Below are 25,101 nucleotides of genomic sequence, written 5' to 3' on the forward strand. Positions count from 1 at the left end.
GAACTCCGCGTGTCCCACCAGATCATCAACCCGGCGGCCCTGCACGACCCGGTCCGCTTCGGCTACAGCCACGTCGCCGACACCTCCACCGGACTGGTGTTCATCGCCGGCCAGTACGCCTCCGACGGCAACGGCGAGGTGACCTCGGCGGACTTCGCCGAGCAGGTCGAGAAGTCGCTGGCCAACCTGCGCGCCGCGCTCGCCGCGGTCGACCTGGACTTCAGCCACGTCGTGCAGCTGCGCACCTACGTCGTCGACCACGACCTCGACAAGCTCGCCGTGATCGGCCGGCTCATCGGCGAGATCTGGGGCGATCAGCCGCCCACCCAGACGCTCACCGGCGTGGCCGCGCTGGCGCTGCCGGGCATGCTCTTCGAGATCGACGCCGTCGCCGTGCGGCCCTGACGCCGAGTCGCGAGCTCCACGACCGGCGGGCAGGGTCGGATGCGAACCGCAACCGTCGGAAGGAGTCGAGATGTCGGGGATTCCGCAGGACCGGGAGGACATCCTGGGCAAGCGGGCCTTCGGGCACGTGGCCACCATCGGCCCGCACGGCGAACCGCAGTCCAGCCCGGTGTGGATCGACTGGGACGGCCGGTACCTGAAGTTCAGCCAGACCAAGACGCGGCAGAAGTACCGCAACCTCAAGCGGGAACCACGCATCTCCGTCTCGGTGCACGACCCTGACCAGCCCTACCGCTACGTCGAGGTGCGCGGACGGGTCGCCAAGGTCGAGGACGACCAGGACAACCGGTTCATCGACAAGATGGCCAAGAAGTACCTCGACGAGGACGAGTACCCGTGGCCGCAGCCCGGCGACGAGCGCGTGATCGTCTACGTCGAACCGGAGCACACCACCAAGCAGTGACCGCCTGGCGGTGTCGATTTCCCACGAAATCGACCGTCACCCGGGTGAACGTCGATCTCTCGCGAGATCGACACGTCCCCGGGTGACGGAGCCGGTCGGGCGGGCCGAGCAGTCGCGCACCGCTGCTCCTCCCTGGTGCAGGGGGTTCTGAGCGCGGCGGTTCGGGGCTTCGTGCTCGTTTTCAGGGCCGATGACGTTCTGGTGCGGGAAAACCTACCTATTACCCCTTTCGGAGTAGTTGCTGACAGATGCAACCTGGGTAGGAAGTTGCCCCGTCTACCCGGTGGAAACCCGGAAGAGGGCCATTGACCGCCAGAAGCAACGGTTAGTAAGTTTCCCACATGGCCAGTGACGACACGTCCCGCGAATCGGGCGAGGCGAGCCCCCTCGTCAAGATCCGCTCCTTGCTGCCCGGTCTCGCCCGAGCGGAGCAGCGAGTGGCCAACATCGTGCTCGCCGACCCGGCGTCGATCTCGCGGCGCAGCATCACCGAGGTCGCCGAAGCGGCGGGCACCAGCGAGACCACGGTCACCCGGTTCTGCAAGGCCATCGGCGTGGGCGGATATCCCGACCTGCGCATCGCGCTGGCCGCCGACACCGCGCGCACCTCCACCCGCGACCGCGAGCTCGGCAGCGACATCGCCCCGGACGACGACCTCGGCCAGATCATCGAGAAGGTCGGCTACGCGGACGCGAAGGCCGTCGAGGAAACCGCGGACCAGCTGGACGCCGCGGTGCTGGAACCGCTCGTCGAGGACGTCGCGCAGGCCCGCCGCATCGACGTCTACGGCGTCGGTGCCAGCGCGTTCGTCGCGCTCGACCTCCAGCAGAAGCTGCACCGCATCGGCCTGACCTGCTTCGCCTGGTCGGACACGCACAACGCGCTCACCTCGGCGGCGGTGCTGCGCGAAGGCGACGTGGCGATCGGCATCTCGCACACCGGCGCGACCGCCGAGACAGTCGAGGCGCTGCGCGAGGCGCGGCGGCGGGGCGCGACGACGGCGGCGCTGACCAACTTCGCCCGCTCGCCGATCACCGAGGTCGCCGACCACGTGCTGACCACGGCGGTCCGCGAGACGACCTACCGATCGGGGGCCATGGCCAGCCGGATCGGCCAGCTCACCGTGATCGACTGCTTGTTCATCGGCGTCGCGCAGCGCCACCTGGACCAGGCCCGGGCGGCGCTGGAAGCCACGTACGAAGCGGTGGGCGGCCACCGCCTCGAAAGCCGACCGGACCGCCGGCGGCAGAAGGAGGCGTGATGAGCCAGGACCGCGCAGTGCGGGTGGATGCTCCGACCGAGCGCAACAACCCGCGGACGCGGGACATAGATCTGCTGCCGACGCTGGACATCCTGCACGTGCTCAACGGCGAGGACCGCACCGTCCCGGTGGCGGTCGGCCGGGTCCTGCCCGAGCTGGCGCGCACGGTGGACATGGCGGTCACCGCGCTGCGCGCGGGCGGCCGCGTGCACTACGTGGGCGCGGGGACCTCCGGCAGGCTCGCCGTGCTCGACGCGGCGGAGCTGATCCCGACCTTCAACGTGCCCCCGGACTGGATCGTCGCGCACCAGGCGGGCGGTCCCGACGCCTTCCGGCGGGCCGTGGAGAACGCCGAGGACGACGTCGCCTCCGGTGCCGCCGAGATCCGCGAGAGCGCATCGCCCGACGACCTGGTGATCGGCCTGGCGGCGTCCGGGCGCACCCCGTTCGTGCTGGCCGCGCTGGAAGCCGCGCAACAGCTCGGGGCGAAGACCGCGCTGGTCACCTCCAACCCGGACGTCGGGCAGGTGCCCGCGGACGTGGTGATCGCGGTGGACACCGGTCCCGAACCGATCAGCGGCTCCACCCGGATGAAGGCGGGCACCGCGCAGAAGCTGGTGCTCACCTCGTTCTCCACCGCGGTGATGATCCGGATGGGCCGCACCTACTCGAACCTGATGGTCAGCATGCTCGCCACCAACGCGAAGCTGCGCGGCCGCACGATCGGGATCCTGCAGGAGGCGACCAGCGCTTCCGAGGAGATCTGCGAAGCGGCGCTGACGGCCTCCGACGGAGACCTGAAGACGGCGCTGGTGCACCTGCTGACCGGCGCCGACGTCGAGAGCTCGGCGGCAGCGCTGGCGGTCGCCGACGGCCAGGTCCGGGAGGCCCTCCGCGCCCTCACGCAGTAGCCGAACTGCGCACCGGCTCCCCGTGCGCAGCCGGATCAGGCCGCGACCGACGCACCGCCCAGTTCCGCCAGCTGGTCGACGAGCCGTCCCCGAACCCGGGACAGCTCGTCGATCCGCCGCTGGACCACCGCCAACCGCTGCTCGAACAGCCGGATCTTGGTGGTCGGATCGGCGCAGGCGTGCACCGGATCCAACAGGCATCCGTCGATCGCCCGCAGGTCCTCGGTGGTGAGCCCGGCCGCGAGCAGCAGCTGGATGTTCTCCACCACCGCGACCGCGCCGGGGCCGTAGACCCGGTAGCCGTTGGCCGACCGCTCCGGGTGCAGCAGTCCTTGCTCCTCGTAGTAGCGCAGCGCCCGCGTGGTGGTGCCGGTCGCCTCGGCCAGTTCACCGATCCGCATCGTCCCTCCCCTGGTCCGGATCCGACCGTAGACCTCGACGCCCACGTCAAGGTCAAGCCACCGGCTCCAGGGCGACCACCGGGATGAGCCGTCCCGCGCGCTCCTGGAACTGCGCGAACTGCGGATACGCCGCCACCTGCCGAGCCCAGAGCCGGTCGCGCTCGGCACCGTCGACGACCGTTGCCACCGCCGTACGGGTCGCGTCACCGACCTCCACCACGACCTGCGGGTTCGCCACCAGGTTGAAGTACCAGGCGGGTGGAACCGGTGCGCCGCCGTTGGAGGCGAACACGACGAGCCGGTGCCCGTCGCGGAGGTGGACGGCGGGGTTGGTGCGCAACCGGCCGCTCCGCGCCCCGGTGGTGGTGAGCAGCAGCAACGGCACCCCGTCGAAGTTCCCGCCGACCTTCCCGCCGTTCGCCCGGAACTCCCGGATCACCTGCTCGTTCACCGCAACGCTCCGATCCCCCGCCGAGCACCGACCGCGTCGAACGCAGCGACCAGGGCGGCCACCACTGCGAGCCCTCCACCGGCGACCGCCACCGCCTGGAGCGGGAGCCCGCGTCCGATCAACTGGCCGCCGAACCAGCCCCCAGCGGCGATCCCGCTGTTGAACGCCGAGCTCTGCACGGTCAGCGCAAGCGTCCTGGCCTGCTGCGATGCCACTTCGAGCATGCGGGTGTTCACCGCCGGGATCACCGCGTAGTAGGCCGTGCCGAAGGCGAACAGCGCCGCAGCGGTGAGCGGCTTGTTCGTCGCGACCGCCCCGAGCAGCAGCAACGCCGCACCGAGCACGGCCAGCGAGCCGCAGATCGTGCGCATCAGATCGCGATCGGCGAGCTTCCCGCCGAGCACGTTGCCGATCGTGCCGCCGAAGCCGAAGACCAGCAGGAGAGCTGTGACGGTGACCGGCGCGAAACCGGTCACCTCGGTGAGCAGCGGGGCGATGTAGGTGTACGCCGTGAACGCCGCTCCTGCTCCGAGCGCGGTCGTCGCGGCGGTGAGCAGCACCGCGCGTTCGCGAAGCACGCGCAACTCGGCGAGCCGGCTCTCAGCCGCCCGCTGTCCTGGCGGCAACAGAACCCACAGGAGCGCCACTACCACGATGACCAGCGCCGACAGCCCCCAGAACGTCGCCCGCCAGCCGAGCCGGTTCCCGACGGCAGCACCGATCGGCAGGCCGGCGACAGTGGCCAGACCGAGGCCGAGGGACACCCGTGCCACTGCGGTGGCGCGCTTGTCCGCAGGTACGAGATCCACGGCTACGCCGAAGAACAGCGGCATCAGCGCGGCGTGCGCGAACGCAGCCAGCGCGCGCGAGCCGACCAGCAGCAGGTAGGACGACGACAGTGCCGCGATCACGTTGCTCGCGGCGAAGACGCCCAGCAGCCCGAGCACCAGCGGCCGACGGTCGACGCCGCCGGTGGCGAGCGCGAGCAGCGGCCCTCCCACGACGACGGTCAGAGCGAACACGCTGATCAGCGTTCCGGCGAGCGGCAACGAGACGCCGAGCCCTGCCGCGATCTCCGGCAGCAGGCCGGCGATCATGATCTCGCCGGTGCCGAGCAGGAAGGCGCAGCCGGTCAGCACCAGGAGCAGCGCGCGGTGCGGGAGAAGCGTTCCGGTCATACCGCCGAGCGTCCGCGTTGACGTCAGGCGTGAAGGTCAACCCGGTGTGTCCGGAAGCACTGCTCCGCTCGCAGTCCGGGCAGATCAGGCCGTAGCGCCGAGCTCGTAGCAGCGGCGGACGCTGGAGCCCAGAACGGCGATGTCCGCTCCGTAGACGTGGATCGAGATCGCCTTCACCGAGCCCGCGTTGCGGACCAGGTGGATGTCCCCCGGCGGCGCGAAACCGCACACCTCGCCGGGGTGGTTGGTGGTCTGCTCCGCCGGGACCAGGTCGCCCTCGCGCAGGACGTAGCGCTGCTCGTGCTCCACGCCCTCGTGCACTCCCGTGACGCACCAGGAGATGTGGTCGTGCACCGGCGTCTGCTGGCCCGGCAGCCAGACCAGCGCGACGATCGAGAAGCTGCCGTCGGGTTCCACGTGCAGCACGTGCTGCCGGTAGTGGTCGGGGTCGCCCACGCGCTGCACCGGGCTCAGCAGGTCGGGGGCGGTGAGGAAGGGCTTCAGCGCGTCTTCGACCAGTTCCGCGGTCTGCGCCGCCGGCAGGCCGCGCCGCACCTGCTCGCGAATGGTTCCGGCCAGTTCGATCAGCTGCGTCGTCATGCGAATCACCTTGCCCGGCAAGGAAACCTCGCGTCGACGGCAGAAAAGTTGGCCGCTCCCAAAGCCCTGCTTGGAGATCACCGGCGAGCAGCAGTGCCCACCTGGCGGAACGTCTCCAGCATCAGCGCGGTGGCCGGGATGCGGTGGTGGTCGCGCAGCACGTACGCCGACACCCGGCGGTCGTCGAGCCTGCGCACGCGGCGGCTGGTCACCTTCGGGTGCCGCAGGAACGACAGCACCAGGCCGGGCATGAGCGCGATCCCGACGCCCGCCGCGACCAGGCCCTGCACCGCGAGGTTGTCGTCGGTGGTGAACGCGATGTCCGGTTCGAAGCCGACCGCACGGCACTCCTGCACGAAGTGGTCCCGGCAGCGGGTGCACCCCGCGATCCACCGTTCACCGGCGAGATCGGCCAGCTCCACCGACCGCCGCTCGGCCAGCCGGTGCCCGCTGGGCAGCACGACGACCACCGGGTCGTCCAGCACCGCCACGCCGAGCAGGTCGCCGTCGTCCAGCTCCTCGGCCGCTCCCGGGTAGGTGAAGGCGAGCGCGACGTCGCACTCGCCGCGCCGCAGCGTCTCCACCGAATCGGGCGGCTCCGCCTCGACGAGCTGGATGCGCAGGTCCGGGTGGTGGCGGGCGATCCGCGCCGCCACAGCGGGCACGATCGTGGCGCTGGCGCTGGGGAACGCGCAGATCCGGATGTGCCCGGTGCGCAGCTGCCGGATCGCCGTGATCTGGTTCTGCGCGGCGGCGAGGTCGCGCAGCGCGGAACCCGCGTGCCTGGCCAGCACCTCACCGGCCGCGGTCAACCGCAGCGATCGCCCCGCCCTGGTGAACAGCGGCGTGCCGACGGCTCGCTCCAGGGCCCGCATCTGCTGGCTGACCGCGGGCTGGCTGTAACCGAGCTCGCGCGCCGCACCGGCGTACGAACCGGCCCGGACCACGGCGTGGAACATCCGGATGTACCGCGGGTCCACCATCTTGAAAAGATCTCACGTTCGCCTCGGGGGCGGCAGTGCTGATCAGGGGACTCGCGCAGCCGGTCAGGCCGGGAGGCTGGCGGCGACGTTGCGGTAGGCGTCGGTGACCAGGTTCCAGAAGCCCTCGGTGTTCAGCGCGGTCGGGACGATCGCGTTGTGGATGTCGGCCGGGGCGGCGAAGTCGGTGACCGTCATGCCGGAGGTGAACCGGCCCTGCGTCTCGACGTCGACGCGGGCCGGGACCGACTCGAACAGGCCGGGGTCGATCACGTACGCCACCGCGCACGCGTCGTGGATCGCCGGGCCCTTCTCCTGGTAGCTGATGTGGCTGCCGTAGAAGTCCAGGCACGGCGTGAGCAGTTCCGCCTCCAGCCTGCCGAGGTCGGCGAACCCGGCGCGCACCTCGGCGCTCGCGCGCGCCTGGTGGGTGAGGTCGAGGCCGATCATGACCGTGCGCCACGGCGCCCCGAAGGCCACCGCGGCGGCTTCCGGGTCGGCGACGATGTTGAACTCGGCGGCCGGATTCGTGTTCCCACGGGTGAAAGAACCACCCATGATGACGAATTCCTTCACCCACTCAGTGATCCGCGGTTCCTTGCGCAGGGCCAGCGCGATGTTGGTCAGCGGCCCGACGGCGGTCAGGCTGATCTCACCGGGCGAGGCAGCCAGGGTGTCGATGATGAAGTCGACCGCGTGCTGCCCGCTGAGCTCGGACTTCGGCTCCGGCAGCACCGCACCGCCGAGCCCGGAGTTGCCGTGCACCTCCCCGGCCGTCCGCGGCTCGCGCACCAGCGGCCGCCCGGCACCGCGCGCCACCGGCGCGTCCATGCCGTAGAAGTCCCGCAACCGCAGGGCGTTGTCGGTGGTGTGCTCCAGCTCGACGTTGCCGCCGACGGTGGTCACGCCGACGACGTCCAGCTCCGGGCTGCCGTGCGCCAGCCCCAGCGCCAGCGCATCGTCGATGCCCGGATCGCAGTCGATCAGGATCTTCTTCGCCACGTCTTCCTCCGGCCGTGCTCGACCTGCTCGGTTGGGACCGCCCTCGGCGGTCAGCCTTCCTGGACCGCGTCGGCGATGGACTTCGCCTCGCGGGCGCCCGCTTCGAGCGCCTTGCAGCAGTGCACGATCCACGCCGCGACCTGGTCCGGGTCGCCGGTCGCGAAGCCCAGCGCCAGCTCCGCGTACTCCTCCTGCCGCCGGAAGTACGCCACCTCCGGCACGACCAGGCCCTTCGGGTCCAGACCGCTGCCGATCACGCTCAGCCGCGCGGCCGCGCGCGCGATCACGCCGTCGACCAGGCCGAAGGGCTGCAGCGCGAGCAGTTCGCCGTGCACGACGGCGGACAGCACCGGCCCCGGGCCCTGCGCCTTCGGGTCGGTGATGATCTCGGCGAGCAGGTCCAGCCGCTCGGCGATCTCCGGGTCCGCCTGCGGGCGGCCGAGCAGGTCCGGGTCGTCGACCAGGTCCGCGGCGGCGAGCACGTGCATCCGCGCCAGCGCCTGCCGCGGCGCGCGCTGCCAGGTCGGCAGCAGGCCGCCCATCCCCTCCGCGATCCGCAGCGAACCGGCCAGCAGCGGGTCGGTGACCTCCCCGGACTCCGGGATCTCCGCCGCGCCGCCCGCGATCGCCGCGGACGCGCGCGCAGCGCGCACCGATGCCTCCGCCGCGGTGGTCGGCCAGCCGCGGCGGTTGGCCGGGTGCCGGTGGACCTCGTCGATGGCCGCGCGGGCGGCGGCCACGGCGTCGGCCACACCCTCCAGCTCGACCAGCGGTGCCAGCGATGGCTTGTCGTTCACGCCCGCTGACGCTACCGTCCGGCCCAGCCCCCGCCGCCCAGGCCGGATGCGACGTGTGCCACAGTGAATCGTCCGTCAGCCCTGCGTGACGCAGTGATTTCGGACCGTACGCCTGATTGGTCTGTACCAATAGCGCTAACCCTCTGTTGCAGTGAGCCCGATCGCATTACGGTGCGGTTAGCACTGGCTACCCCACGACCACGGAGGTTCTCGGCGATGAGCCAGCCCGACGGGCAGAACAACGAGCTCAGCAACCTGCTGAACGAGAGCAGGACGTTCCCGCCCTCGGCGGAGTTCGCGGCGCAGGCGAACGCCACCGCGGATCTCTACGCCCACGCGGATGCCGATCGGGACGCGTTCTGGGCCGAGCAGGCGGAGAAGCTGCACTGGGAGACCAAGTGGGACCAGGTCCTGGACTGGTCCGGCGCGCCGTTCGCGAAGTGGTTCGTGGGCGGCAAGCTCAACGTGGCCTACAACTGCGTGGACCGGCACGTCGAGGCCGGCAACGGCGACCGGGTGGCCATCCACTGGGAGGGCGAGCCCGGCGACTCCCGCACGATCACCTACGCCGAGCTGCAGCGCGAGGTCTCGCGCACCGCCAACGCGCTGGCCGCGCTGGGCATCGGTGCCGGTGACCGGGTGGCGATCTACCTGCCGATGCTGCCCGAAGCGGTGTTCGCGATGCTGGCCTGCGCCCGCCTCGGCGCGATGCACAGCGTGGTATTCGGCGGGTTCTCCTCGGAGGCGCTGCGCACCCGCATCAACGACGCCGAGGCGAAGGTGGTGATCACCGCCGACGGCCAGTACCGGCGCGGCAAGGCGATGCCGCTGAAGGCCAACGTGGACGCCGCCGTCGCGGAGACGCCGAGCATCGAGCACGTCGTGGTGGTCAAGCGCACCGGCGGCGAGGTCGCCTGGGACGACGCGCGGGACAAGTGGTGGGACGACGTGCTGGAGGGCCAGCCCGAGACCCACACCCCGGAGGCCTTCGACGCCGAGCAGCCGCTGTTCATCCTCTACACCTCGGGGACCACCGGCCGCCCGAAGGGCATCCTGCACACCTCCGGCGGTTACCTGACCCAGGCCGCCTACACGCACAGCAACGTCTTCGACCTCAAGCCGGAGTCGGACGTCTACTGGTGCACCGCCGACATCGGCTGGGTCACCGGGCACACCTACATCGTCTACGGGCCGCTGGCCAACGGCGCCACGCAGGTGATCTACGAGGGCACCCCGAACTCGCCGCACGAGGGCAGGCACTGGGAGGTCGTGCAGAAGTACGGCGTCACGATCTACTACACCGCGCCGACCACCATCCGGACGTTCATGAAGTGGGGCGCCGACATCCCCGCCAAGTACGACCTGTCCAGCCTCCGGCTGCTGGGCAGCGTGGGCGAGCCGATCAACCCCGAGGCCTGGATCTGGTACCGCAAGAACATCGGCGGCGACCGCACGCCGATCGTGGACACCTGGTGGCAGACCGAGACCGGCGCGATCATGATCTCGCCGCTGCCCGGCGCGACCTCCACCAAGCCCGGTTCCGCGCAGCGCCCGCTGCCGGGGATCTCGGCGAAGGTGGTCAACGAGGCCGGCGAGGAGGTGCCCAACGGCGGCGGCGGGCTGCTGGTGCTGGACAAGCCGTGGCCGTCGATGCTGCGCGGCATCTGGGGCGACGACGCCCGCTACCGGGAGACCTACTGGTCGAAGTTCGCCGACCTCGGCTACTACTTCGCCGGTGACGGCGCCAAGTACGACGACGACGGCGACATCTGGCTGCTGGGCCGGGTCGACGACGTCATGAACGTCTCCGGGCACCGGATCTCCACCACCGAGGTCGAGTCCGCGCTGGTCTCGCACCCGAACGTCGCCGAGGCCGCGGTCGTCGGCGCGTCCGACCCGACCACCGGCCAGGGCATCGTGGCGTTCGTGATCCTGCGCGGCGGTGTCGACGACGCGGCCTCCGGCGAGGCGGCGCTGAAGGAGCTGCGCGAGCACGTCTCCAGCGAGATCGGGCCGATCGCCAAGCCGCGCCAGATCATGATCGTGCCGGAGCTGCCCAAGACCCGCTCGGGCAAGATCATGCGTCGGCTGCTGCGCGACGTCGCGGAGAACCGCGAGGTCGGCGACGTCACCACGCTGGCCGACTCCAGCGTCATGGACCTCATCTCGAAGGGCCTGAAGACCGGCAGCGACGACTGACCGAACAGTCGCGAACAGGGGCGTCCTCCAGCCGGAGGGCGCCCCTGCTGCTGTCAACAGGAACGTGAAGTTCCCGTCAGGTCACCTCGGAATAACCCTTCTGACCTGCGAAGACGGCGAGCCGGGAATGTTTCGCGCGGCAAACGTCCGGGAGCCGGATGTTAGGATTTCGCCAAAGGTGTGCCGGGAAGTCTGGTCGGCGTCCGTAGTCCGTGCTACCCGCGATCGGAGCCGTTGCGTGTCGAAAGCCGACCACAGCCAGCCCCAGCCGTCCTCAGCCAGGAACTTCGACTTCGGTTCCTACCTGCGCACCGAAACCGTCGGCGGGATGGTCCTGCTCGCCGCCACCGCGCTCGCGCTGCTCATGGCCAACTCCCCGCTGTCGGAGTTCTACCGGGCCATCCGCGACTTCGAGCTCGGGCCGGAAGCGCTGCACCTGAGCCTGAGCATCGGCGAGTGGGCCAAGGACGGCCTGCTGGCGATCTTCTTCTTCGTCGCAGGCCTGGAGCTCAAGCGCGAACTCGTGGTCGGCGAGCTGTCCAACCGCAAGAACGCGATGCTCCCGGTGATCGCCGCGCTCGGCGGCATGATCGTCCCCGCCGTGCTCGCGTTCGCGATCGGCCACGGAGCGCCCGGGGCGCACGCGGCCTGGGCGATCCCGGTCGCCACGGACATCGCCTTCGCGCTGGGCGTGCTGTCGCTGACCGGGTCCTGGATGCCCACCGCCGCCCGGGTGTTCCTGCTCAGCCTCGCCGTGGTCGACGACCTGGGCGCGATCATCGTGATCGCCGTGCTGTTCACCGACGGCCTGAGCGTGCTGGCCCTGCTGGCCGCCGTCCTGCTGTGCGTCCTGTACTGGTACCTCCAGCGCAAGCGCGTCACCAGCCCGTTCATCTACGTGCCGCTGGCCGTGGCGGTCTGGGTCGCGGTGCACACCAGCGGCATCCACGCCACCATCGCCGGCGTGGCCCTCGGCCTGCTCACCCGCGTCCGCCGCGACCCGGACGAGGAGGCCTCGCCGTCGGAGCGCCTGGAGCACCGCTTGCAGCCCTGGTCGGCCGGGCTGGTCGTGCCGGTGTTCGCGTTCTTCGCCGCCGGCGTGCCGGTGGACGGCGACGCGCTGACGGCCATCGGCGAGGACCGGGTGGCGATCGCGGTGATCATCGGCCTGGTCGTCGGCAAGCTGATCGGCATCTTCGGCAGCTCGTTCATCGCGGTGAAGCTGGGCATCGGGGCGAAGCCGGACTCGGTCCGGTGGAGCGACATGGCGGCGCTGGCGATGCTCGGCGGCGTCGGCTTCACGGTGAGCCTGCTGATCGCGGACCTGTCGCTGGAGGGCGCCGCGGCCGAGCGCGCCAAGGCCGCGGTGCTGATCGCCTCGGCGATCGCCTCGCTGGTCGCCGCCGCGATCCTGCTCCGCCGGGGCCGCAAGCACAAGAACGCCGAGGCCGAGGCCGATTCCTGATCCGCCCGGCGAGGCCCGTCGGCGAGCTCCGGCTCCCGGGGGGCCTCGCTGCTGGTGGGGGCCCGCCGGAAGTCACTCACGGGTAACGCACCGCGAGTCGCTCGGTCGCCCGCTGATCGCGCGTGGCACGATGGGCACGTGAACAGCGCCCAGAACAGCACCAACGGCAGCCGTGACGGTGCGGGGTGGACCGCGGTCACGTCCATCCCGCTGTCCGAAGAGGGCACTGCTCCTGATGGGCAGTCCATCGGCTCGTTGGTCCGCGATGCCACGACGCACCTGTCCACTCTGGTCAGGTCCGAGGTGGAGCTGGCCAAGACCGAGCTCGCCGGCGAGATGAAGAAGGCCGTCAAGGGCAGCGTCTACTTCATCCTCGCGCTGACCGTGCTCGCCTTCAGCATGTTCTTCCTGTTCTTCACGCTGGCCGAGGGGCTGGCCCAGCTCGGCCTGTGGCGGTGGGCGGCCTTCGGCATCGTGTTCCTGCTGATGCTGGTGGTGGCAGGTCTGATGGCCTTCCTCGGCTACCTCCGGGTCCGCAAGATCAGGGCACCGAAGCGCACCATCGAGTCGCTCAAGGAAACCTCCCAGCTGGCCAAGCGCCACAAGGAAGAAGAGCCGACCCACTCGGCGTAAAGACGCTCCTCGCGCCGCACCTCACCGCAGGTGCGGCGCGTTTTCGTCGGCGCACCCGCTCCGCTGGTCCCGCGCCCGCTGCCGGATCCCACCCGGGAACCGTCGGCCACCGGACCCCGCTCGGCTGGTCCCCACGCGCAATTTCAATGGAAATCAGACGTCCAATTTCCATTGAAATCGCATGAACCCGGACGCACCGTCGGTGTGTCCGGTGCCGACGCACCGGAGGGTTCGCGAGTTCCATTGAAATCGGACGTCCGATTTCAATGGAAGTCGCGCCGGGTCAGCTGGTGCAGGCGCCGGTGGAGACCGGGGTGGTCAGGCGCGGAGCCGCCGCCACCTCGTCGGCCACCTCCGCCGCGGTCAGCACGAAACCCGTCTCCGGGTCGTCGACCGCCGCGCCGAAGACCACGCCGACCACGTTGCCGTTCGGGTCGATCAGCGGACCGCCGGAGTTCCCGCTCTGCACCTTGCCGCGCACCGTGTACACGTCGCGGACCACCGTCTGCGCCTCGTAGATGTCCGGGCCGCGCAGCCTGATCCGCTCCCGGATGCGGCCTTCGGACGCCGTGTAGGGGCCGTCCAGCGGGTAGCCCAGGGCGATCACGTCGTTGCCCGGTGCCGCCTCGCCGTTAGCGAAGGTCATCGCGTCGGCGTCCAGGTCCGGCACCGACAGCACCGCGAGGTCCACGTCCGGCTTGTACAGGACGACCTCGGCGTCGAACTGGCCGCGGCCGATCTCGATCGCCACCCGGTCGGTGCCCGCGACCACGTGCGCGTTGGTCATCACCCGGTGCGGCGCGATCACGAAACCGGTGCCCTCGAGGGCCCGCGCGCAGGACGTCGCGCGGCCGCGGACCTTCACCACGCTGGCCCGCGAATCGCGCACCACCGGGCTGTTGGCCAGCGCCGGGTCCGGCGGCGCTATCTCGGCCACCGGTGTCTGCGAGAACGGCTCCAAGGCCTGCGGGAAACCGGACACCCCGAGCATCTCGCGCAGATCGTTCGGCAGTTGCCGGGCCGAGTCGGGCATCACCGAGTTGACCGCGCTGAGCACCTGCGAGCGGCTGATCGCGGCGGCCAGCCCGGGCAGCGCGGACGCCGAGGTGAACGGCAGCGCGACCAGCCACGCCACCACCAGCACCGCGAAGAACTGCAGCACCGAGCCCAGCGCGTTGTCCACGCCGGTCAGGCGGCGGGAGGTGATCCGGTCGCGCAGCTCGCGCCCGGCCCACATGCCGAAGGTCTCGCCGAAGGCGACCAGCAGCACCACGATGCCCACGCCGAAGCCGAGCCGGGCGACCGGGCTGTCCAGCCGGTCCAGCAGCAGCGGCGCCACCTTCAAGCCGACCACCGCGCCGATGAACACGCCGAGGAAGGAGAAGAACGCCGTGACCAGGCCGCTCCGCGCACCCGACACTGCGGCGAGCAGTGCCAGCAGCACCACCAGCAGGTCGACCCAGTTCACCCGCTCACCCCTCCACCCGGCGATCAGACCGCACTACGGTCTCACAGAGCCTGCTAGTGGTTGCTCTGCTCGGGTGGTCGCTCGGCGGAACCTGAGTGCTTCCCTGGACTGCGGGTGCCCCTCCCGATGTATGCCCGATACACGGCGGAGGGGCCGTCCTCGCCAGGAAACCACTCAGTACCCGCCAGTGGTCACCCTGCATGCGCACCCCAAGCGGCTGCCGCCGCTTGCAAGAGCGCGGACGGCTCCGCCGACAGGCTCTCAGACCGGTCAAGTTCGCCCGAAGCCGATGTCATCGGCCTCCTCCGCGGCCCGCCAGTCCTCGTCCAGCTCCCGGACGTCGGCGCGGTCCCAGCGGCGCGCCCAGCCCGCCAGGTCGAGCAAACCGGACAGCAGGCCGCCGGTGAAACCCCACACCAACATGCCGGGCACGAGGAAGGCTGGGCCTGCGTGCCGCCCGGTCAGCTCGACCCGCAGGCGGTTCGCCGGGTCGGTCAGCCAGGAGATCGGCACCCGCGCCACCGCCGCGGTCTCGCCCGGATCGACCGGTGAGACGGGCGAAGGCTCGGCCCAGTGCGCGAGCACCGGGGTCACCCGGAAGCCGCTGTGCGGGACGTGCAGCTCGGGCAGCGCCACCAGCGGGCGGACGCCCTCCGGTCGCAGCCCCACCTCCTCGACGGCTTCGCGGAGTGCGGCGTCGACCGGTCCGCGATCGACATCGTCGAGCGAGCCGCCGGGGAAGGCAACCTGACCCGGGTGCGAGTTCAGCCCGTCGGCGCGGCGCAGCAGCAGCACGTCCGGGCCGGCCGCGCCCTCGCCGAAGAGCACCAGGACCGCGGCGGGCCGGGCGTCGGCAGGCGGGTTCTCGCGCGGCCAGCCGAAGTGGCCCGGGTCCAGCTCGGCGGCGCGCTCGATCAGCGGCCGCAGCCATCCGGGCAGTTCAGCGGGGTCGACGAGCAGCTTCGGGGTCACCTCGCCCCCAGCGTGCGCTCGACGGCGGCCCGGACCTCGTCCGGCGTCTCGAACGCGACCGGCGGGTCGATGCGCCGGACCTCGCCGGAGCCGGTCACCACGTAGCTGATCGGGAGCACGTTGGGCGCCTTGAGCGCGGCCCGGATGCGGTTGTCGCCGTCATGCACGTTGGGGAAGTGAACGCCGAGTTCGGCGAGCAGGTCAAGACCATCGCCGGGATCGCTCTGCACCTGCACCCCGAGCACCCGGATCGCGCCCGGCTGCTCGGCGTAGGCCTGGAGGGCGGGCAGCTCGGTGCGGCACGGCCCGCACCAGGTCGCCCACACGTTCACCAGCGTCGGCTCGCCGGCCACGGCCGCGCCGACGTCGACCGGCTTGCCGTCGGCCTGACAGCTGCCGGTGACCCCGGCCAGCTGGGCCGGAGCGCCCTCCCCGGTGGGGCAGGGTTCGAGCGCGGCGGCGGCCCGCTGCGCCGGGTCGACCGGCTTCGCCGCAGGTGGCGGGGCAGGTGCGGTCGTGGAGTCGGCGCGCTGCTCGGCGTCGCGCGGCCAGAGCGCGACCACGCCCAGCACCGCGAGCACGACGACGACGATCGTCCAGCGGATCTCCGTCCGGTAGGCGCTCAGCTTCACGCCATCGGCTCCTTGGCCGCGGCCTGCTCGATGGTGCTCTCCGGGACTTCGTCGACCACCCCGGCCAGCTCCAGCAGCCGCGGCGTCTCCGGGCCGCGCACCAGCTTGGCCGCGACGGCCGGTTCGGTCGGCCCGAGCCCGTACGACGGGCAGTCCTTGGCCAGCAGACAGGCACCGCAGGCGGGCTTGCGGGAGTGGCAGACGCGGCGGCCGTGGAAGATCACCCAGTGCGAGAGCATCGTCCACTCCTTGCGCGGGATGAGCTCGCCGATCGCGTGCTCGACCTTGACCGGGTCCTCCTCCTCGGTCCAGCCCCAGCGGCGGACCAGCCGGCCGAAGTGGGTGTCCACCGTGATGCCCGGCACCTCGAAGGCGTTGCCCAGGATCACGTTGGCCGTCTTGCGGCCGATGCCCGGCAGCTTCACCAGCTGCGCGAGCTTCGCGGGCACCTCGCCGTCGTACTGCTCCACCAGCGCCGCGCCCAGGCCCATCAGCGACGTCGCCTTGTTCCGGAAGAAGCCGGTGGAGCGGATCATCTCCTCCAGCTCGGTGCGGTCGGCGCCCGCGTAGGCGGCGGCCGTCGGGTACTTAGCGAACAGCGCCGGGGTGACCTCGTTGACGCGCTTGTCGGTGCACTGGGCGGACAGGATGGTCGCGACCGCGAGCTCCAGCGGCGTGTCGAAGTCCAGTTCGCAGTGCGCGTCCGGATAGGCTTCGCTGAGGGTTCGCAGCATCCGGCGAGCCCGCCTCACCAGGCCCAGCCGGGTTTCACCGCCCGCACGGGACTTGGTCTTCTTGGTTCGAGCCAGATCCGACACCCCACCAGACTACGGATCCGGCCGACGCGGACGGTGGCCGTACCGAACTCACCCACCCGGCAACCCGACCCCGGTTGCACCCTGCTCGACGGCATGCGTGAGGATGTAAATCATGGTGGCTGCCTGGTTCGTCATCGTCGTGCCCGTCGTGATCATGTTCTTCGCGCTCTTCATGGAGCGCGTGGAGGCTCGGCTGCGGCACGTGGCGGTGCAGGAGAACGAGGTGGAGGAGCTGCTGGAGAACGCCCGCCCCGACGAGGTGCGGGCACTGTTCCGGCAAGGTATTGGACGAGCGCTGGAGCTGTTCCAGCTTCGCAGAGTGGGACGCGCCGGTAGGCTGCGTACTCGCCGTTCGCGCGACCAGTCTTAGAATTGCTGGTAGTGATCGGCGGCACATCGCCGGACTCGCGCAGGCGGGCCCGGCACCACAGCAAGCCGCCGCGTCTCAACATGGAGGGACGAGGTGGACGAGACCCTGGCCCGGGCCGGCATCTTCCAAGGAGTGGAGCCGGCCGCGGCGGAGGCCCTGGCACAGTCGCTGGAACCAGTTGAGTTCCCGCGCGGGCACGTGATCTTCGCCGAGGGCGAGCCGGGTGACCGGCTTTACATCATTCAGTCCGGCAAGGTGAAGCTCGGGCGCAAGTCCCCCGACGGCAGGGAGAACCTGCTGGCGATCATGGGACCGTCGGACATGTTCGGCGAGCTGTCCATCTTCGACCCCGGCCCGCGGACGTCGACGGCGACCACGGTCACCGAGGTCCGCGCGCTGAGCATGGACCGCTCCGCGCTGCGGCAGTGGATCGGCACCCGGCCGGAGATCGCCGAGCAGCTGCTCCGCGTGGTGGCCCGCCGCTTGCGGCGCACCAACGGCATGCTGGCGGACCTGATCTTCACCGACGTGCCTGGCCGCGTGGCCAAGGCGCTGTTGCAGCTCGCGCAGCGCTTCGGCAGCCAGGAGGCGGGCCTGCTGCGGGTCACCCACGACCTGACGCAGGAGGAGATCGCACAGTACGTCGGTGCTTCCCGGGAGACCGTGAACAAGGCGCTGGCCGACTTCGCGCACCGCGGTTGGCTGCGGCTCGAGGGCAAGAGCGTCCTCATCCTCGACCCGGAGCGGCTCGCTCGCCGCGCCCGCTGATCGAAGCCGCAAGACGCGCGAACTGACGCGCGTCGGCCGACGGATCCGGGAGCTTTCCTGGATCCTTCAGTCGACGCGCGCTTTTGCGTGCCCGGATGTAGGTCGTTTTGCCGTCCCGCGCCCTCCGCGCCTGGTATGAACTGGTGCAATCGGATCTTGGGGGCGGGGCATGTACTGGATCGGATTGATCGCAGGGCTCGCAGGGCTCGGGGTGCTCGTGGCGCTGCTCGCGCTCGTGGCGCGTTCCCAGGGCGCGCGGAGGGCGAACCCGCGGAAGCGCGCCCGGTCGGGCGGCGACGCGAGTTTCAGCAGCGACTGGACCGTCCACAGCGACGGCGGCTGGGGCGGCGGCAGCGACGGCGGCTGGGGCGGCGGCAGCGACTCCGGTTGGGGCGGCGGAGGTGACTCCGGTGGCGGAGGCGGCGACTCGGGCGGCGGAGGCGGTGGCGACTGAGGTCGCCCCGGACGTGCGAAGGGGCTGGGCGCCACCCCCGACGCGGCGCTCCAGCCCCTTCACATGTGCGTGGTTAATCCCCCGACGACCAACCACGCTCCCCCGATCCTCCAGTGCTTCGGCCCCGAATCCTCGACACCGGAGGAAAGCTCCACACCTTCGACGATGCTGGACGACGGGTGCCGCCAGCAAGACCCCTCTCACCTTTCAGGACGCAGCCAGTCAGCGCGGGGTTGCAGAGTTCACCCGTTCCGGCTAGTCCTCGGCAAGTGTGCCGCGTCCGCGAGCCCCGCGAACCGGGCCGAAAGTCCCCTCTTGACCCAGTTGGTCATGCGCCTCGTCGCTGGTGAGCGCCGCGTGAGCCGAATTACCCGCGCTCAGGTTGGTACTGGCGTACCAGTATCTGGATACTGGTCCCGTGTCCCAATCCGCGTCCCTCGCCGACTACCGCACCGCTCTGACCGCACCTGGCGCCCGCGGACCGGTCATCACCTCGCTGCTCGGCCGGCTGCCGATCGCCATGGTCGGCCTCGCCCTGATGCTCTACGTGCAGCGCGAGACCGGCTCCTTCGCCGCCGCCGGCCTGGTCTCGGCCGGTGCGCTGATCGGCGTCGCGTGCGGATCGGTCGCGCAGGGCCGGATCATGGACCGCGTCGGCCCGACGAAGCCGCTCTACGTGATGTCCGCGGTGTTCGCCGCCCTGGTGACCGTCGAGGTGCTGGTCATCGAGGCGCACGCCCCGGTGGCGCTGATGACCGGGCTCGCGTTCCTGGTCGGGCTCAGCGAGCCGATGGTGGGACCGGCCTCCCGCGCCCTGTGGTCGCAGCTGCTGCCGCCCGGCCCGGCGCGCAACGCGGCGTACTCGTACGAGGCGATCAGCATGGAGACGTTCTTCATCCTGGGGCCGGGGCTGGCCGGGCTGATGGTCGCGATGCCGTGGCCGGGGACCGGGGTCGTCGTCGGCGCGGCCTGCATGGTGCTGGGCAGCGTCGGCTTCGCCTCGACGCGCGCCGCGCGCGCCCAGCGGCCGGAGCCCAGGCAGGGCGGCACCAGCCTGCTCGGCGCGATCGCCACCCCGGGCATGCGGACGGTGGCGCTGGCGGCGCTGGGCTTCGGCACCTTGATCGGGTTCATCGAGGTCGGCGTGCCCGCCGCGGCCGTCGAAGCCGGCTACCCGACCGCCGGCGGTCTGCTGCTGAGCGTGCTGTCGATCAGCTCGGTGATCGTGGGCGTCCTGTACGGGCTGCGCCCGTGGCCGCGCCCGATGCACCTGCGCCTGCCCGCGCTGCTGTTCGGCTTCGCCGGGCTGCTCGCGCTGCTGGCCCTGCCCAGCTCGCTGTGGGGCCTGTGCATCGCGCTGCTGGTGGTGGGCAGCCTGATCACCCCGCAGTCCACGGCGCACTCGATGGCGATCGAGATCGCCGCGCCGGAGGGCACCGCGACCGAGGCGTTCGGCTGGGTGGTCACCTCCGTGACGCTCGGCGCGGCCATCGGCCAGTCGGTCAGCGGCCAGCTGGTCGAGCTCAGCGGCCCGGCCGCGTCCTTCCTGGCCGCGAGCGCGGTGGGCATCGCCGTCGCGGTGGTCCTCTGGCTGCGCCGCCGAACCCTCCTGACGACAACGCGCAACGACGTCTCGCTGGCCGGAGTCTGACCCGTTCACGCAGGTCAAGGACCGTGAGCGGTTTGAGGGGCTATAGCACCCCAAAGCACTCACGTGCCTTTACCAGCGGAAACCTTGCTACTTGGGTTCCTGGAGGTAGGTGAGCTGGGCGCGGACCGTGAGGTCCGCGGCCGGCCAGACCGCTCGGTCCACGTCCGCGTAGACCAGCTCCACGACCTGGCGCGGGGTGGCACCGGGGCCGAGATCGGCGAGCGCCGCGCGGACCTGGTCCAGGCGCTGGTTGCGGTGCTGCAGGTAGTGCGTCGCGATCGCCCGGACGTCCGGCAGGTCGGGGCCGTGGCCGGGGAGCACGCGCATGCCCTCCGGGAGGTCGGCCAGGCGGCGCAGCGAGTCGAGGTAGGAGCCCAGGTGGCCGTCCGGGTGGGCGACCACCGTCGTGCCGCGGCCGAGCACGCTGTCGCCGGTGAACACCGCCGGGTCGTCGTGGTCGACCGCGAAGCAGACCGAGTCCGCCGTGTGGCCCGGCGTGGCGAGCACGCGCAGTTCCAGCCCGCCCGCCCCGATGACCTCGCCGTCCTGGAGCGGATCCGCTCCTCGGCACAGCGCCGGGTCCAGAGCGCGCACCGGAGCGCCGGTGAGCTCCACGAACCGCTCGACGCCGTCGGTGTGGTCGCCGTGGTGGTGGGTCAGCAGCACCAGCGACACCGGGCCGTGGTCGGCGACCCGACGCAGGTGCTCGGCGTCCTCCGGCCCCGGGTCGATCACCACGCGGCCGACCGCGTCCGGCTCGCCCACCACCCAGGTGTTGGTGCCTTCCAACGTCATCGGCGACGGGTTGTGCGCCAGCAGCACCGAGGCGTACCGGGTGACCGGGCGCAGCGTGGCGTAGGCGGGGTGCTCGGTCACTTCGCCTCCTCGAACCCGGGCTCGCCGGGCAGCAGCACGTGCCAGCGCCCGTCGCGCTGGACCAGCTTCGGGATGATCTTCGCCAGCGTCCGCTCGGCTTCCAGCGCGGTGCCCGCGCCGCTGTGCTCGGCGAGTTCTTCCAGCGTGACGCGCGTCGGCGGGAGCAGGTGGCAGCGGCCGTCGGCGAAGTCCGCCAGCGCCTGCCGCGGTGTCGCCCAGTACGCCTCGACCGCCTCGGACGTGCTCCCGTCGGCCTGCTGGCCGGTGGGCATCGCGGCGAGGAAGAAGCGCGTGTCGTAGCGGCGCGGTTCGCCTTCCGGGGTCACCCAGTTCGACCACGGGCGGAGCAGGTCCGCGCGCAGGACGAGGTCCTCGCCCGCCAGGAACTCCGCCAGCGACAGGTCGCGGGCGACGAGCGCCGCTCGTGCTGCGGCGTAGTGGCCGGTGTCGCCGACCAGCGTCGCGGCGTCCGGGCCGGCGAGCAGCACGCCGGACTCCTCGAACGTCTCGCGCACGGCCGCGCACACCAGCGCCCGCGCGGTTTCCGGCGTGCAGCCGAAGCGCTGCGCCCACCAGTCCGGCTCGGGCCCGTGCCAGGACACCGAGACGTCCGCGTCGCGCGGATCGACCCCGCCACCGGGGAAGACGGTCATCCCGGCGGCGAAGGCCATGCCCTTCACCCGCTTCTGCAGGAAGACTTCAAGACCCGCGGAGCCGTCCCTGACCAGCATCACGGTCGCCGCATCCTTCGGCGCGACCACTCGTCCTGCGGGCACTCCGGGCGCGAATCCCGTTGGCAGGGAGCGATCTCCGGGATCTAACACCATGCCGGACACAGTACCGCCCCTCAGTACCGCCTCTCCGCGATTTTCAGTGGTGGTGGCGATTGGGGGTGAGCTCGCGTTTTCGGGGTTTCTTGTGGCTGGGTTGCGTCACGGTCCCCTGAGGTGCGATTGGGTGGGGCTCGGGACTCGGGCCCGGCAAAGTCGTCCTGGGTGGGGTTGTGCGCCAGTTTTCGGCAAAACTGACAGCCTGCCAGCGCGGCCGGACCTTGCCGGAGCCCTGGGTGCACCCCGACTGCCGCGACCGCACCGGGGCATCGGCACCATTGGCGGCATGGACGAAGCACTGCGGGTCGGCGTGATCGGAGCGGGACCTTGGGCGCACCGGGTGCACGCACCTGGGCTGCAAGCGCACCGGGGAACGCGGTTGGCGTCGGTGTGGGCGCGGCGGACCGAAGCGGCCGAAGCCCTCGCCGGGGAGCACGGAGCCGAAGTGGCCGGCAGCTTCGACGAGCTGCTCGGATCCGTCGACGCGGTCGCCTTCGCGGTGCCGCCCGCGGTGCAGGCCGAGCTGGCACCGCTCGCGGCTCGCGCGGGCAAGCACCTGATCCTGGAGAAGCCGCTGGCCGACGACCTGGCCGGAGCGCAAGCGATCGTCGACGCGGTGACCGGGTCCGGCGTGGCGGCGCTGCTGATGCTGACCCGCCGGTTCGACCCGGGAGTGCAGAGGTGGCTGGCCGACCTGCCGGATCTCGGCAGCTTCCAGGGTGCGACCGGCCGCTGGCTGGCAGGCGGCCTGCTGGCGGGCGACTACGCGGCGTCGGAGTGGCGCCAGCAGGACGACGGCGCGCTGATCGACGCCGGCCCGCACGCGATCGACCTGCTCGACGCGGCGCTCGGCGACATCGAGCAGGTGCACTTCGCCCACCGCGGCGCGGACGGGCTCTGGCAGCTGGTGTTCGGCCACGAGGGCGGCACGACCAGCACGCTGACCCTCTCGCTTCGGATGCCGGTGCAGCCGTCGCTGGTGGACTTCGCGGTGTACGGCGAGCACGGCTGCTCCCCGTTGACGGGTCGCCGCACGGCGGCCCTCGATTGCTACGCGCAGCTGCTCGACAACCTGCTGGTGATGATCCGCGAGAACCGCGTGGAGCACCCCTGCGGCGTCCACCGGGGCCTGCACCTGCAGCGCGTCATCGCCGCCATCCTCAAGGCCCGCTGAGCAGCCCGCCGAACTCGTCCCTTCGGTGGCCCGGTTTCCGCTGGTGGTGGGCCGTGAGTGTTTTGCGAGGCTATAGAGGCTGTTTTGGATCTTGGGTTGGGTGGTTGTGATATGGGCTCAAGATCATCACGGGTGGGGCTCAGGGGCTGAAAAGCAGGGCGGGTTCTTGTTATCGCTGAGGTTGTCTAAGCCTGCGATCACAAGAACCCGCCATGCCATTGAACCCTGTACCTGTCGCCGTCGATCGGCGGGGGTGCCGCTGCACGTGCGGCTGTTGGACCCGCCGACGCCGCTACGCCTCGGATCTCACCGATGCCCAGTGGGAGATCCTCAAACCCCTGCTCCCGGCACCGTTGACCACCACCGGGCTGGGTGGACGGCCGGAGAAACACTCCCGCCGCACCATGATCGACGCGATCTTCTACGTGGTGGACAACGGCAACAAATGGCGCAACCTGCCCGCCGATTTCCCGCCCTGGCAGACCGTCTACGGCATGCTGCGCCGCTGGTCCCGCAATCTGGCCACCCATCACCTCCTCGACACGCTGCGCAGACGGCTGCGCACCGCCCTGGGCCGCAACGCCCGTCCCAGCGCCGGCTGCATCGACTCCCAGTCGGTGCACAAGACCGCCGAGGCCACCGTGCCCCGCCACAGCAGCGGGTTCGACCCCCACAAGAAAGTCAACGGCCGCAAACGCCACATCGTCACCGACACCCTCGGCCTGCTGGTCTCCGTGGTGATCACCCCCGCCAACGTCCAGGACCGCGACGCCGCCTGGCCCGCACTCCACGGAGCCGCCTCACGCGGACTCACACACGTCTGGGCCGATCAAGGCTACGAAGGACCCCTCACCGAACACGCCAACAACGTCCTCGGCCTGACCGTGAACATCGTCTACCGACACCCCGGACAGAAAGGCTTCCAAGTCCTGCCTCGCCGCTGGGTCGTCGAGCGCACCCTGGCCTGGATCAGCCGACGACGACGCTGCGCCCGCGACTACGAACGCCTCCCCGAACACCACGCCACCATCGTCTGCTGGGCCGCCATCATCCACATGACACGCAGACTCGCCCGCCTACCACACACCACCCAACAAGATCCAAAACAACCTCTATAGCACCACAAAACGCTCACGGGGCCTGAGCAGCGGAAACGGAGCCGACAGCGGTGTCGCGGGGTCGGGTCAGGAGCGCTGCTGCTGGGGCGCGTAGGCCTGGTTGTTGGCCGGGGCCGCGCCGATCGGGGGGAAGCCGCCCGTGCCGCCCGGCATGGTCGACGTCCAGCCCTCCTCGCCGTTCGCCCCGTTCTGGCGGCGCGGCGGCGGGGTGGAACGGTCCTGCTCGCGCTGGGCCAGCTCCTCGTGCAGCTTGCGCAGGAGGTTGCGCTCCCGGTCGGTCAGCTTCGCGTCGACCGCCGCGGGCACGCGCATCCCCTGCCCCTCGGCTACCGCCTCGGCGCTCCGCGCGAGCGCCGGCTCCGCTGGAGCTTCCTCGCGCTGCGGCTCCGCCTCGCGCTGCGGCGCGACGCTGCGCCGCCGCTCGCTCTGCTCGCTGCGCGGCTCCGCGACGGGTGCCGCTGGCGCGGCGGCCGGCGCTTCGCGCTGCTCAACCACCTGACGCTGCTCAACCACCGGACGCTGCTCAACCACCGGACGCTGCTCAACCGCCGGGCGCTGCTCGACGGCCGGGATTTCCGGGGCCTGCTGTTCGGCCGGGGCCGCGTCCAGGTGCACGCGGTGGGCCGCGGCGAGGGCTTCGCGGTGGTACTCCGGCAGTTCGGTGCCGCTGTCGAAGACCTCGACCGAGCAGTTGATGCCGGACCGGCGCAGCGCCTCCAGCAGCTGGTAAGCGATGGCCGCGGTGGAGCCGTCCGCGCCGACCTCGGCGAGCAGGACGCGGCGGGGCACTGCGCCGTAGCTGACGCCTGCCGGCGTGCTGCGGGCCGCGCACCACAGGCCGCGCAGGCCGGGGAGGCGGCCGGCGACCGGGGCGAGCGCGGCGACCAGGTCCGCGTCGACCCGGCCCGGGTCGCCGAAGCGGTGTTCGCCGAGCTGCACCGCGTCGACCGCGGTGAGCCGGTCGGCGAGGGCCTGGGCGGCGCGGGTTTCTTCGAGCACGCGCCGCAGGTGGTGCTGCTCGGTGGTGGTGACCTGGATGCGGCCCGCGATCAGGCAGCCGGTGAGGTACTCCGCCGCGGCCGCCGGGAGCCCGGCGCCCAGCAGTTCGCGGGCCGAGTTGATCCCGTCGTCGTCCACCCGTCCGGCCATGGCCAGCAAGAGGTTGTGCAGCCGGTCCTCCGGTCCGGCCCCCTCAGCCACGTGCACCACGTTGCCTCCTTCGG

Annotated in this window: 27 protein-coding genes; 13 read left to right on the forward strand and 14 right to left on the reverse strand. The window is 71.2% G+C overall.

Features of this window, described 5'->3' with window-relative positions; translation table 11 throughout:
- The first annotated feature begins 9 nt into the window (after positions 1 to 9).
- The 4 genes from ATL45_RS11255 to ATL45_RS11270 all read left to right on the forward strand — a co-directional run bounded on the left by ATL45_RS11255 (position 10) and on the right by ATL45_RS11270 (position 3,041).
- Positions 10 to 405, forward strand: a complete 396-nt coding sequence (locus ATL45_RS11255; protein WP_093156372.1) for a RidA family protein — start codon at positions 10 to 12, stop codon at positions 403 to 405.
- Positions 406 to 475: 70 nt separating this feature from the next.
- Positions 476 to 868 (forward strand): PPOX class F420-dependent oxidoreductase, encoded by a 393-nt coding sequence (locus tag ATL45_RS11260; RefSeq protein WP_093156370.1) that lies wholly within the window; start codon positions 476 to 478, stop codon positions 866 to 868.
- A 341-nt stretch (positions 869 to 1,209) separates the two neighbouring features.
- Positions 1,210 to 2,130, forward strand: coding sequence for a MurR/RpiR family transcriptional regulator (locus ATL45_RS11265; RefSeq protein ID WP_093156369.1), 921 nt, complete (start codon positions 1,210 to 1,212; stop codon positions 2,128 to 2,130).
- The gene (locus ATL45_RS11270) at positions 2,130 to 3,041 is read left to right on the forward strand and encodes an N-acetylmuramic acid 6-phosphate etherase (RefSeq protein WP_439332449.1); all 912 of its coding nucleotides are present in this window, start codon (positions 2,130 to 2,132) and stop codon (positions 3,039 to 3,041) included. The genes ATL45_RS11265 and ATL45_RS11270 overlap by 1 nt, the downstream gene beginning before the upstream one ends.
- 35 nt (positions 3,042 to 3,076) lie before the next feature.
- Here ATL45_RS11270 and ATL45_RS11275 read toward each other — a convergent pair whose 3' ends face one another.
- From ATL45_RS11275 to ATL45_RS11305, 7 genes are all read right to left on the reverse strand, one after another.
- Positions 3,077 to 3,442, reverse strand: coding sequence for a MerR family transcriptional regulator (locus tag ATL45_RS11275; protein ID WP_093156582.1), 366 nt, complete (start codon positions 3,440 to 3,442; stop codon positions 3,077 to 3,079).
- A 52-nt stretch (positions 3,443 to 3,494) separates the two neighbouring features.
- Entirely contained in the window at positions 3,495 to 3,893 is a 399-nt protein-coding gene (locus ATL45_RS11280) for a nitroreductase family deazaflavin-dependent oxidoreductase (RefSeq protein WP_093156366.1), read from the reverse strand.
- Complete coding sequence (locus tag ATL45_RS11285) at positions 3,890 to 5,071, reverse strand: MFS transporter (protein WP_093156364.1); 1,182 nt, start codon at positions 5,069 to 5,071, stop codon at positions 3,890 to 3,892. The genes ATL45_RS11280 and ATL45_RS11285 overlap by 4 nt, the downstream gene beginning before the upstream one ends.
- 84 nt (positions 5,072 to 5,155) lie before the next feature.
- Positions 5,156 to 5,671, reverse strand: coding sequence for a cysteine dioxygenase family protein (locus ATL45_RS11290; protein ID WP_093156363.1), 516 nt, complete (start codon positions 5,669 to 5,671; stop codon positions 5,156 to 5,158).
- A gap of 77 nt (positions 5,672 to 5,748) precedes the next feature.
- Positions 5,749 to 6,654 (reverse strand): LysR family transcriptional regulator, encoded by a 906-nt coding sequence (locus ATL45_RS11295; protein WP_093156361.1) that lies wholly within the window; start codon positions 6,652 to 6,654, stop codon positions 5,749 to 5,751.
- 63 nt (positions 6,655 to 6,717) lie between these two features.
- The gene (locus ATL45_RS11300; protein ID WP_093156360.1) at positions 6,718 to 7,653 is read right to left on the reverse strand and encodes a nucleoside hydrolase; all 936 of its coding nucleotides are present in this window, start codon (positions 7,651 to 7,653) and stop codon (positions 6,718 to 6,720) included.
- Between the two features lie 50 nt (positions 7,654 to 7,703).
- Positions 7,704 to 8,450: a Fic family protein gene (locus ATL45_RS11305; RefSeq protein ID WP_093156358.1), complete on the reverse strand. Its 747-nt coding sequence runs from the start codon at positions 8,448 to 8,450 to the stop codon at positions 7,704 to 7,706.
- 216 nt (positions 8,451 to 8,666) lie between these two features.
- Here ATL45_RS11305 and acs point away from each other — a divergent pair, with 216 nt between their 5' ends.
- From acs to ATL45_RS11320, 3 genes are all read left to right on the forward strand, one after another.
- Entirely contained in the window at positions 8,667 to 10,649 is a 1,983-nt protein-coding gene (gene acs, locus ATL45_RS11310) for an acetate--CoA ligase (RefSeq protein ID WP_093156357.1), read from the forward strand.
- Positions 10,650 to 10,977: 328 nt separating this feature from the next.
- The gene (gene nhaA / locus ATL45_RS11315; RefSeq protein ID WP_246025816.1) at positions 10,978 to 12,114 is read left to right on the forward strand and encodes a Na+/H+ antiporter NhaA; all 1,137 of its coding nucleotides are present in this window, start codon (positions 10,978 to 10,980) and stop codon (positions 12,112 to 12,114) included.
- Between the two features lie 138 nt (positions 12,115 to 12,252).
- Complete coding sequence (locus ATL45_RS11320) at positions 12,253 to 12,747, forward strand: phage holin family protein (RefSeq protein WP_093156354.1); 495 nt, start codon at positions 12,253 to 12,255, stop codon at positions 12,745 to 12,747.
- Between the two features lie 283 nt (positions 12,748 to 13,030).
- Here the strand turns inward: ATL45_RS11320 and ATL45_RS11325 are convergent, their stop codons facing one another.
- The 4 genes from ATL45_RS11325 to nth all read right to left on the reverse strand — a co-directional run bounded on the left by ATL45_RS11325 (position 13,031) and on the right by nth (position 16,637).
- On the reverse strand, positions 13,031 to 14,215 hold the full coding sequence (locus ATL45_RS11325) for a MarP family serine protease (RefSeq protein ID WP_093156352.1): 1,185 nt from the start codon (positions 14,213 to 14,215) through the stop codon (positions 13,031 to 13,033).
- 270 nt (positions 14,216 to 14,485) lie between these two features.
- Positions 14,486 to 15,187 carry an NUDIX hydrolase gene (locus ATL45_RS11330; RefSeq protein ID WP_093156351.1) on the reverse strand — a complete coding sequence of 234 codons (702 nt, stop codon included), beginning with the start codon at positions 15,185 to 15,187 and terminating at the stop codon, positions 14,486 to 14,488.
- A complete protein-coding gene (locus ATL45_RS11335) occupies positions 15,184 to 15,819 on the reverse strand; it encodes a TlpA family protein disulfide reductase (protein ID WP_093156349.1) in 636 nt (211 codons plus the stop codon). Before ATL45_RS11335 ends, ATL45_RS11330 begins: the two co-directional genes overlap by 4 nt.
- Positions 15,816 to 16,637: an endonuclease III gene (gene nth / locus ATL45_RS11340; RefSeq protein ID WP_246025281.1), complete on the reverse strand. Its 822-nt coding sequence runs from the start codon at positions 16,635 to 16,637 to the stop codon at positions 15,816 to 15,818. The genes ATL45_RS11335 and nth overlap by 4 nt, the downstream gene beginning before the upstream one ends.
- A gap of 115 nt (positions 16,638 to 16,752) precedes the next feature.
- Between nth and ATL45_RS11345 the strand changes: the two genes are divergently transcribed.
- The 4 genes from ATL45_RS11345 to ATL45_RS11360 all read left to right on the forward strand — a co-directional run bounded on the left by ATL45_RS11345 (position 16,753) and on the right by ATL45_RS11360 (position 19,880).
- Positions 16,753 to 17,007, forward strand: coding sequence for a hypothetical protein (locus tag ATL45_RS11345; protein ID WP_093156579.1), 255 nt, complete (start codon positions 16,753 to 16,755; stop codon positions 17,005 to 17,007).
- Between the two features lie 93 nt (positions 17,008 to 17,100).
- Positions 17,101 to 17,775 (forward strand): Crp/Fnr family transcriptional regulator, encoded by a 675-nt coding sequence (locus ATL45_RS11350; protein WP_093156348.1) that lies wholly within the window; start codon positions 17,101 to 17,103, stop codon positions 17,773 to 17,775.
- A 169-nt stretch (positions 17,776 to 17,944) separates the two neighbouring features.
- Complete coding sequence (locus ATL45_RS38805; protein WP_170210216.1) at positions 17,945 to 18,229, forward strand: hypothetical protein; 285 nt, start codon at positions 17,945 to 17,947, stop codon at positions 18,227 to 18,229.
- Positions 18,230 to 18,647: 418 nt separating this feature from the next.
- Complete coding sequence (locus ATL45_RS11360) at positions 18,648 to 19,880, forward strand: MFS transporter (RefSeq protein ID WP_093156345.1); 1,233 nt, start codon at positions 18,648 to 18,650, stop codon at positions 19,878 to 19,880.
- 87 nt (positions 19,881 to 19,967) lie between these two features.
- Here ATL45_RS11360 and ATL45_RS11365 read toward each other — a convergent pair whose 3' ends face one another.
- Positions 19,968 to 20,756, reverse strand: coding sequence for an MBL fold metallo-hydrolase (locus ATL45_RS11365; RefSeq protein WP_093156343.1), 789 nt, complete (start codon positions 20,754 to 20,756; stop codon positions 19,968 to 19,970).
- Positions 20,753 to 21,583 (reverse strand): NUDIX hydrolase, encoded by an 831-nt coding sequence (locus tag ATL45_RS11370; RefSeq protein ID WP_439332450.1) that lies wholly within the window; start codon positions 21,581 to 21,583, stop codon positions 20,753 to 20,755. Before ATL45_RS11370 ends, ATL45_RS11365 begins: the two co-directional genes overlap by 4 nt.
- Before the next feature lie 289 nt (positions 21,584 to 21,872).
- Between ATL45_RS11370 and ATL45_RS11375 the strand changes: the two genes are divergently transcribed.
- Together ATL45_RS11375 and ATL45_RS11380 are read left to right on the forward strand one after the other, a co-directional pair.
- Positions 21,873 to 22,760 carry a Gfo/Idh/MocA family protein gene (locus ATL45_RS11375; protein ID WP_093156340.1) on the forward strand — a complete coding sequence of 296 codons (888 nt, stop codon included), beginning with the start codon at positions 21,873 to 21,875 and terminating at the stop codon, positions 22,758 to 22,760.
- 212 nt (positions 22,761 to 22,972) lie between these two features.
- The gene (locus ATL45_RS11380) at positions 22,973 to 23,878 is read left to right on the forward strand and encodes an IS5 family transposase (RefSeq protein ID WP_211841166.1); all 906 of its coding nucleotides are present in this window, start codon (positions 22,973 to 22,975) and stop codon (positions 23,876 to 23,878) included.
- A 66-nt stretch (positions 23,879 to 23,944) separates the two neighbouring features.
- On the opposite strand, the gene ATL45_RS11385 is transcribed toward ATL45_RS11380, so the two are convergent.
- The gene (locus ATL45_RS11385; protein WP_246025282.1) at positions 23,945 to 25,087 is read right to left on the reverse strand and encodes a hypothetical protein; all 1,143 of its coding nucleotides are present in this window, start codon (positions 25,085 to 25,087) and stop codon (positions 23,945 to 23,947) included.
- Positions 25,088 to 25,101 lie beyond the last annotated feature (14 nt).

The organism is Saccharopolyspora antimicrobica, from assembly GCF_003635025.1.
Lineage (GTDB): Bacteria > Actinomycetota > Actinomycetes > Mycobacteriales > Pseudonocardiaceae > Saccharopolyspora > Saccharopolyspora antimicrobica.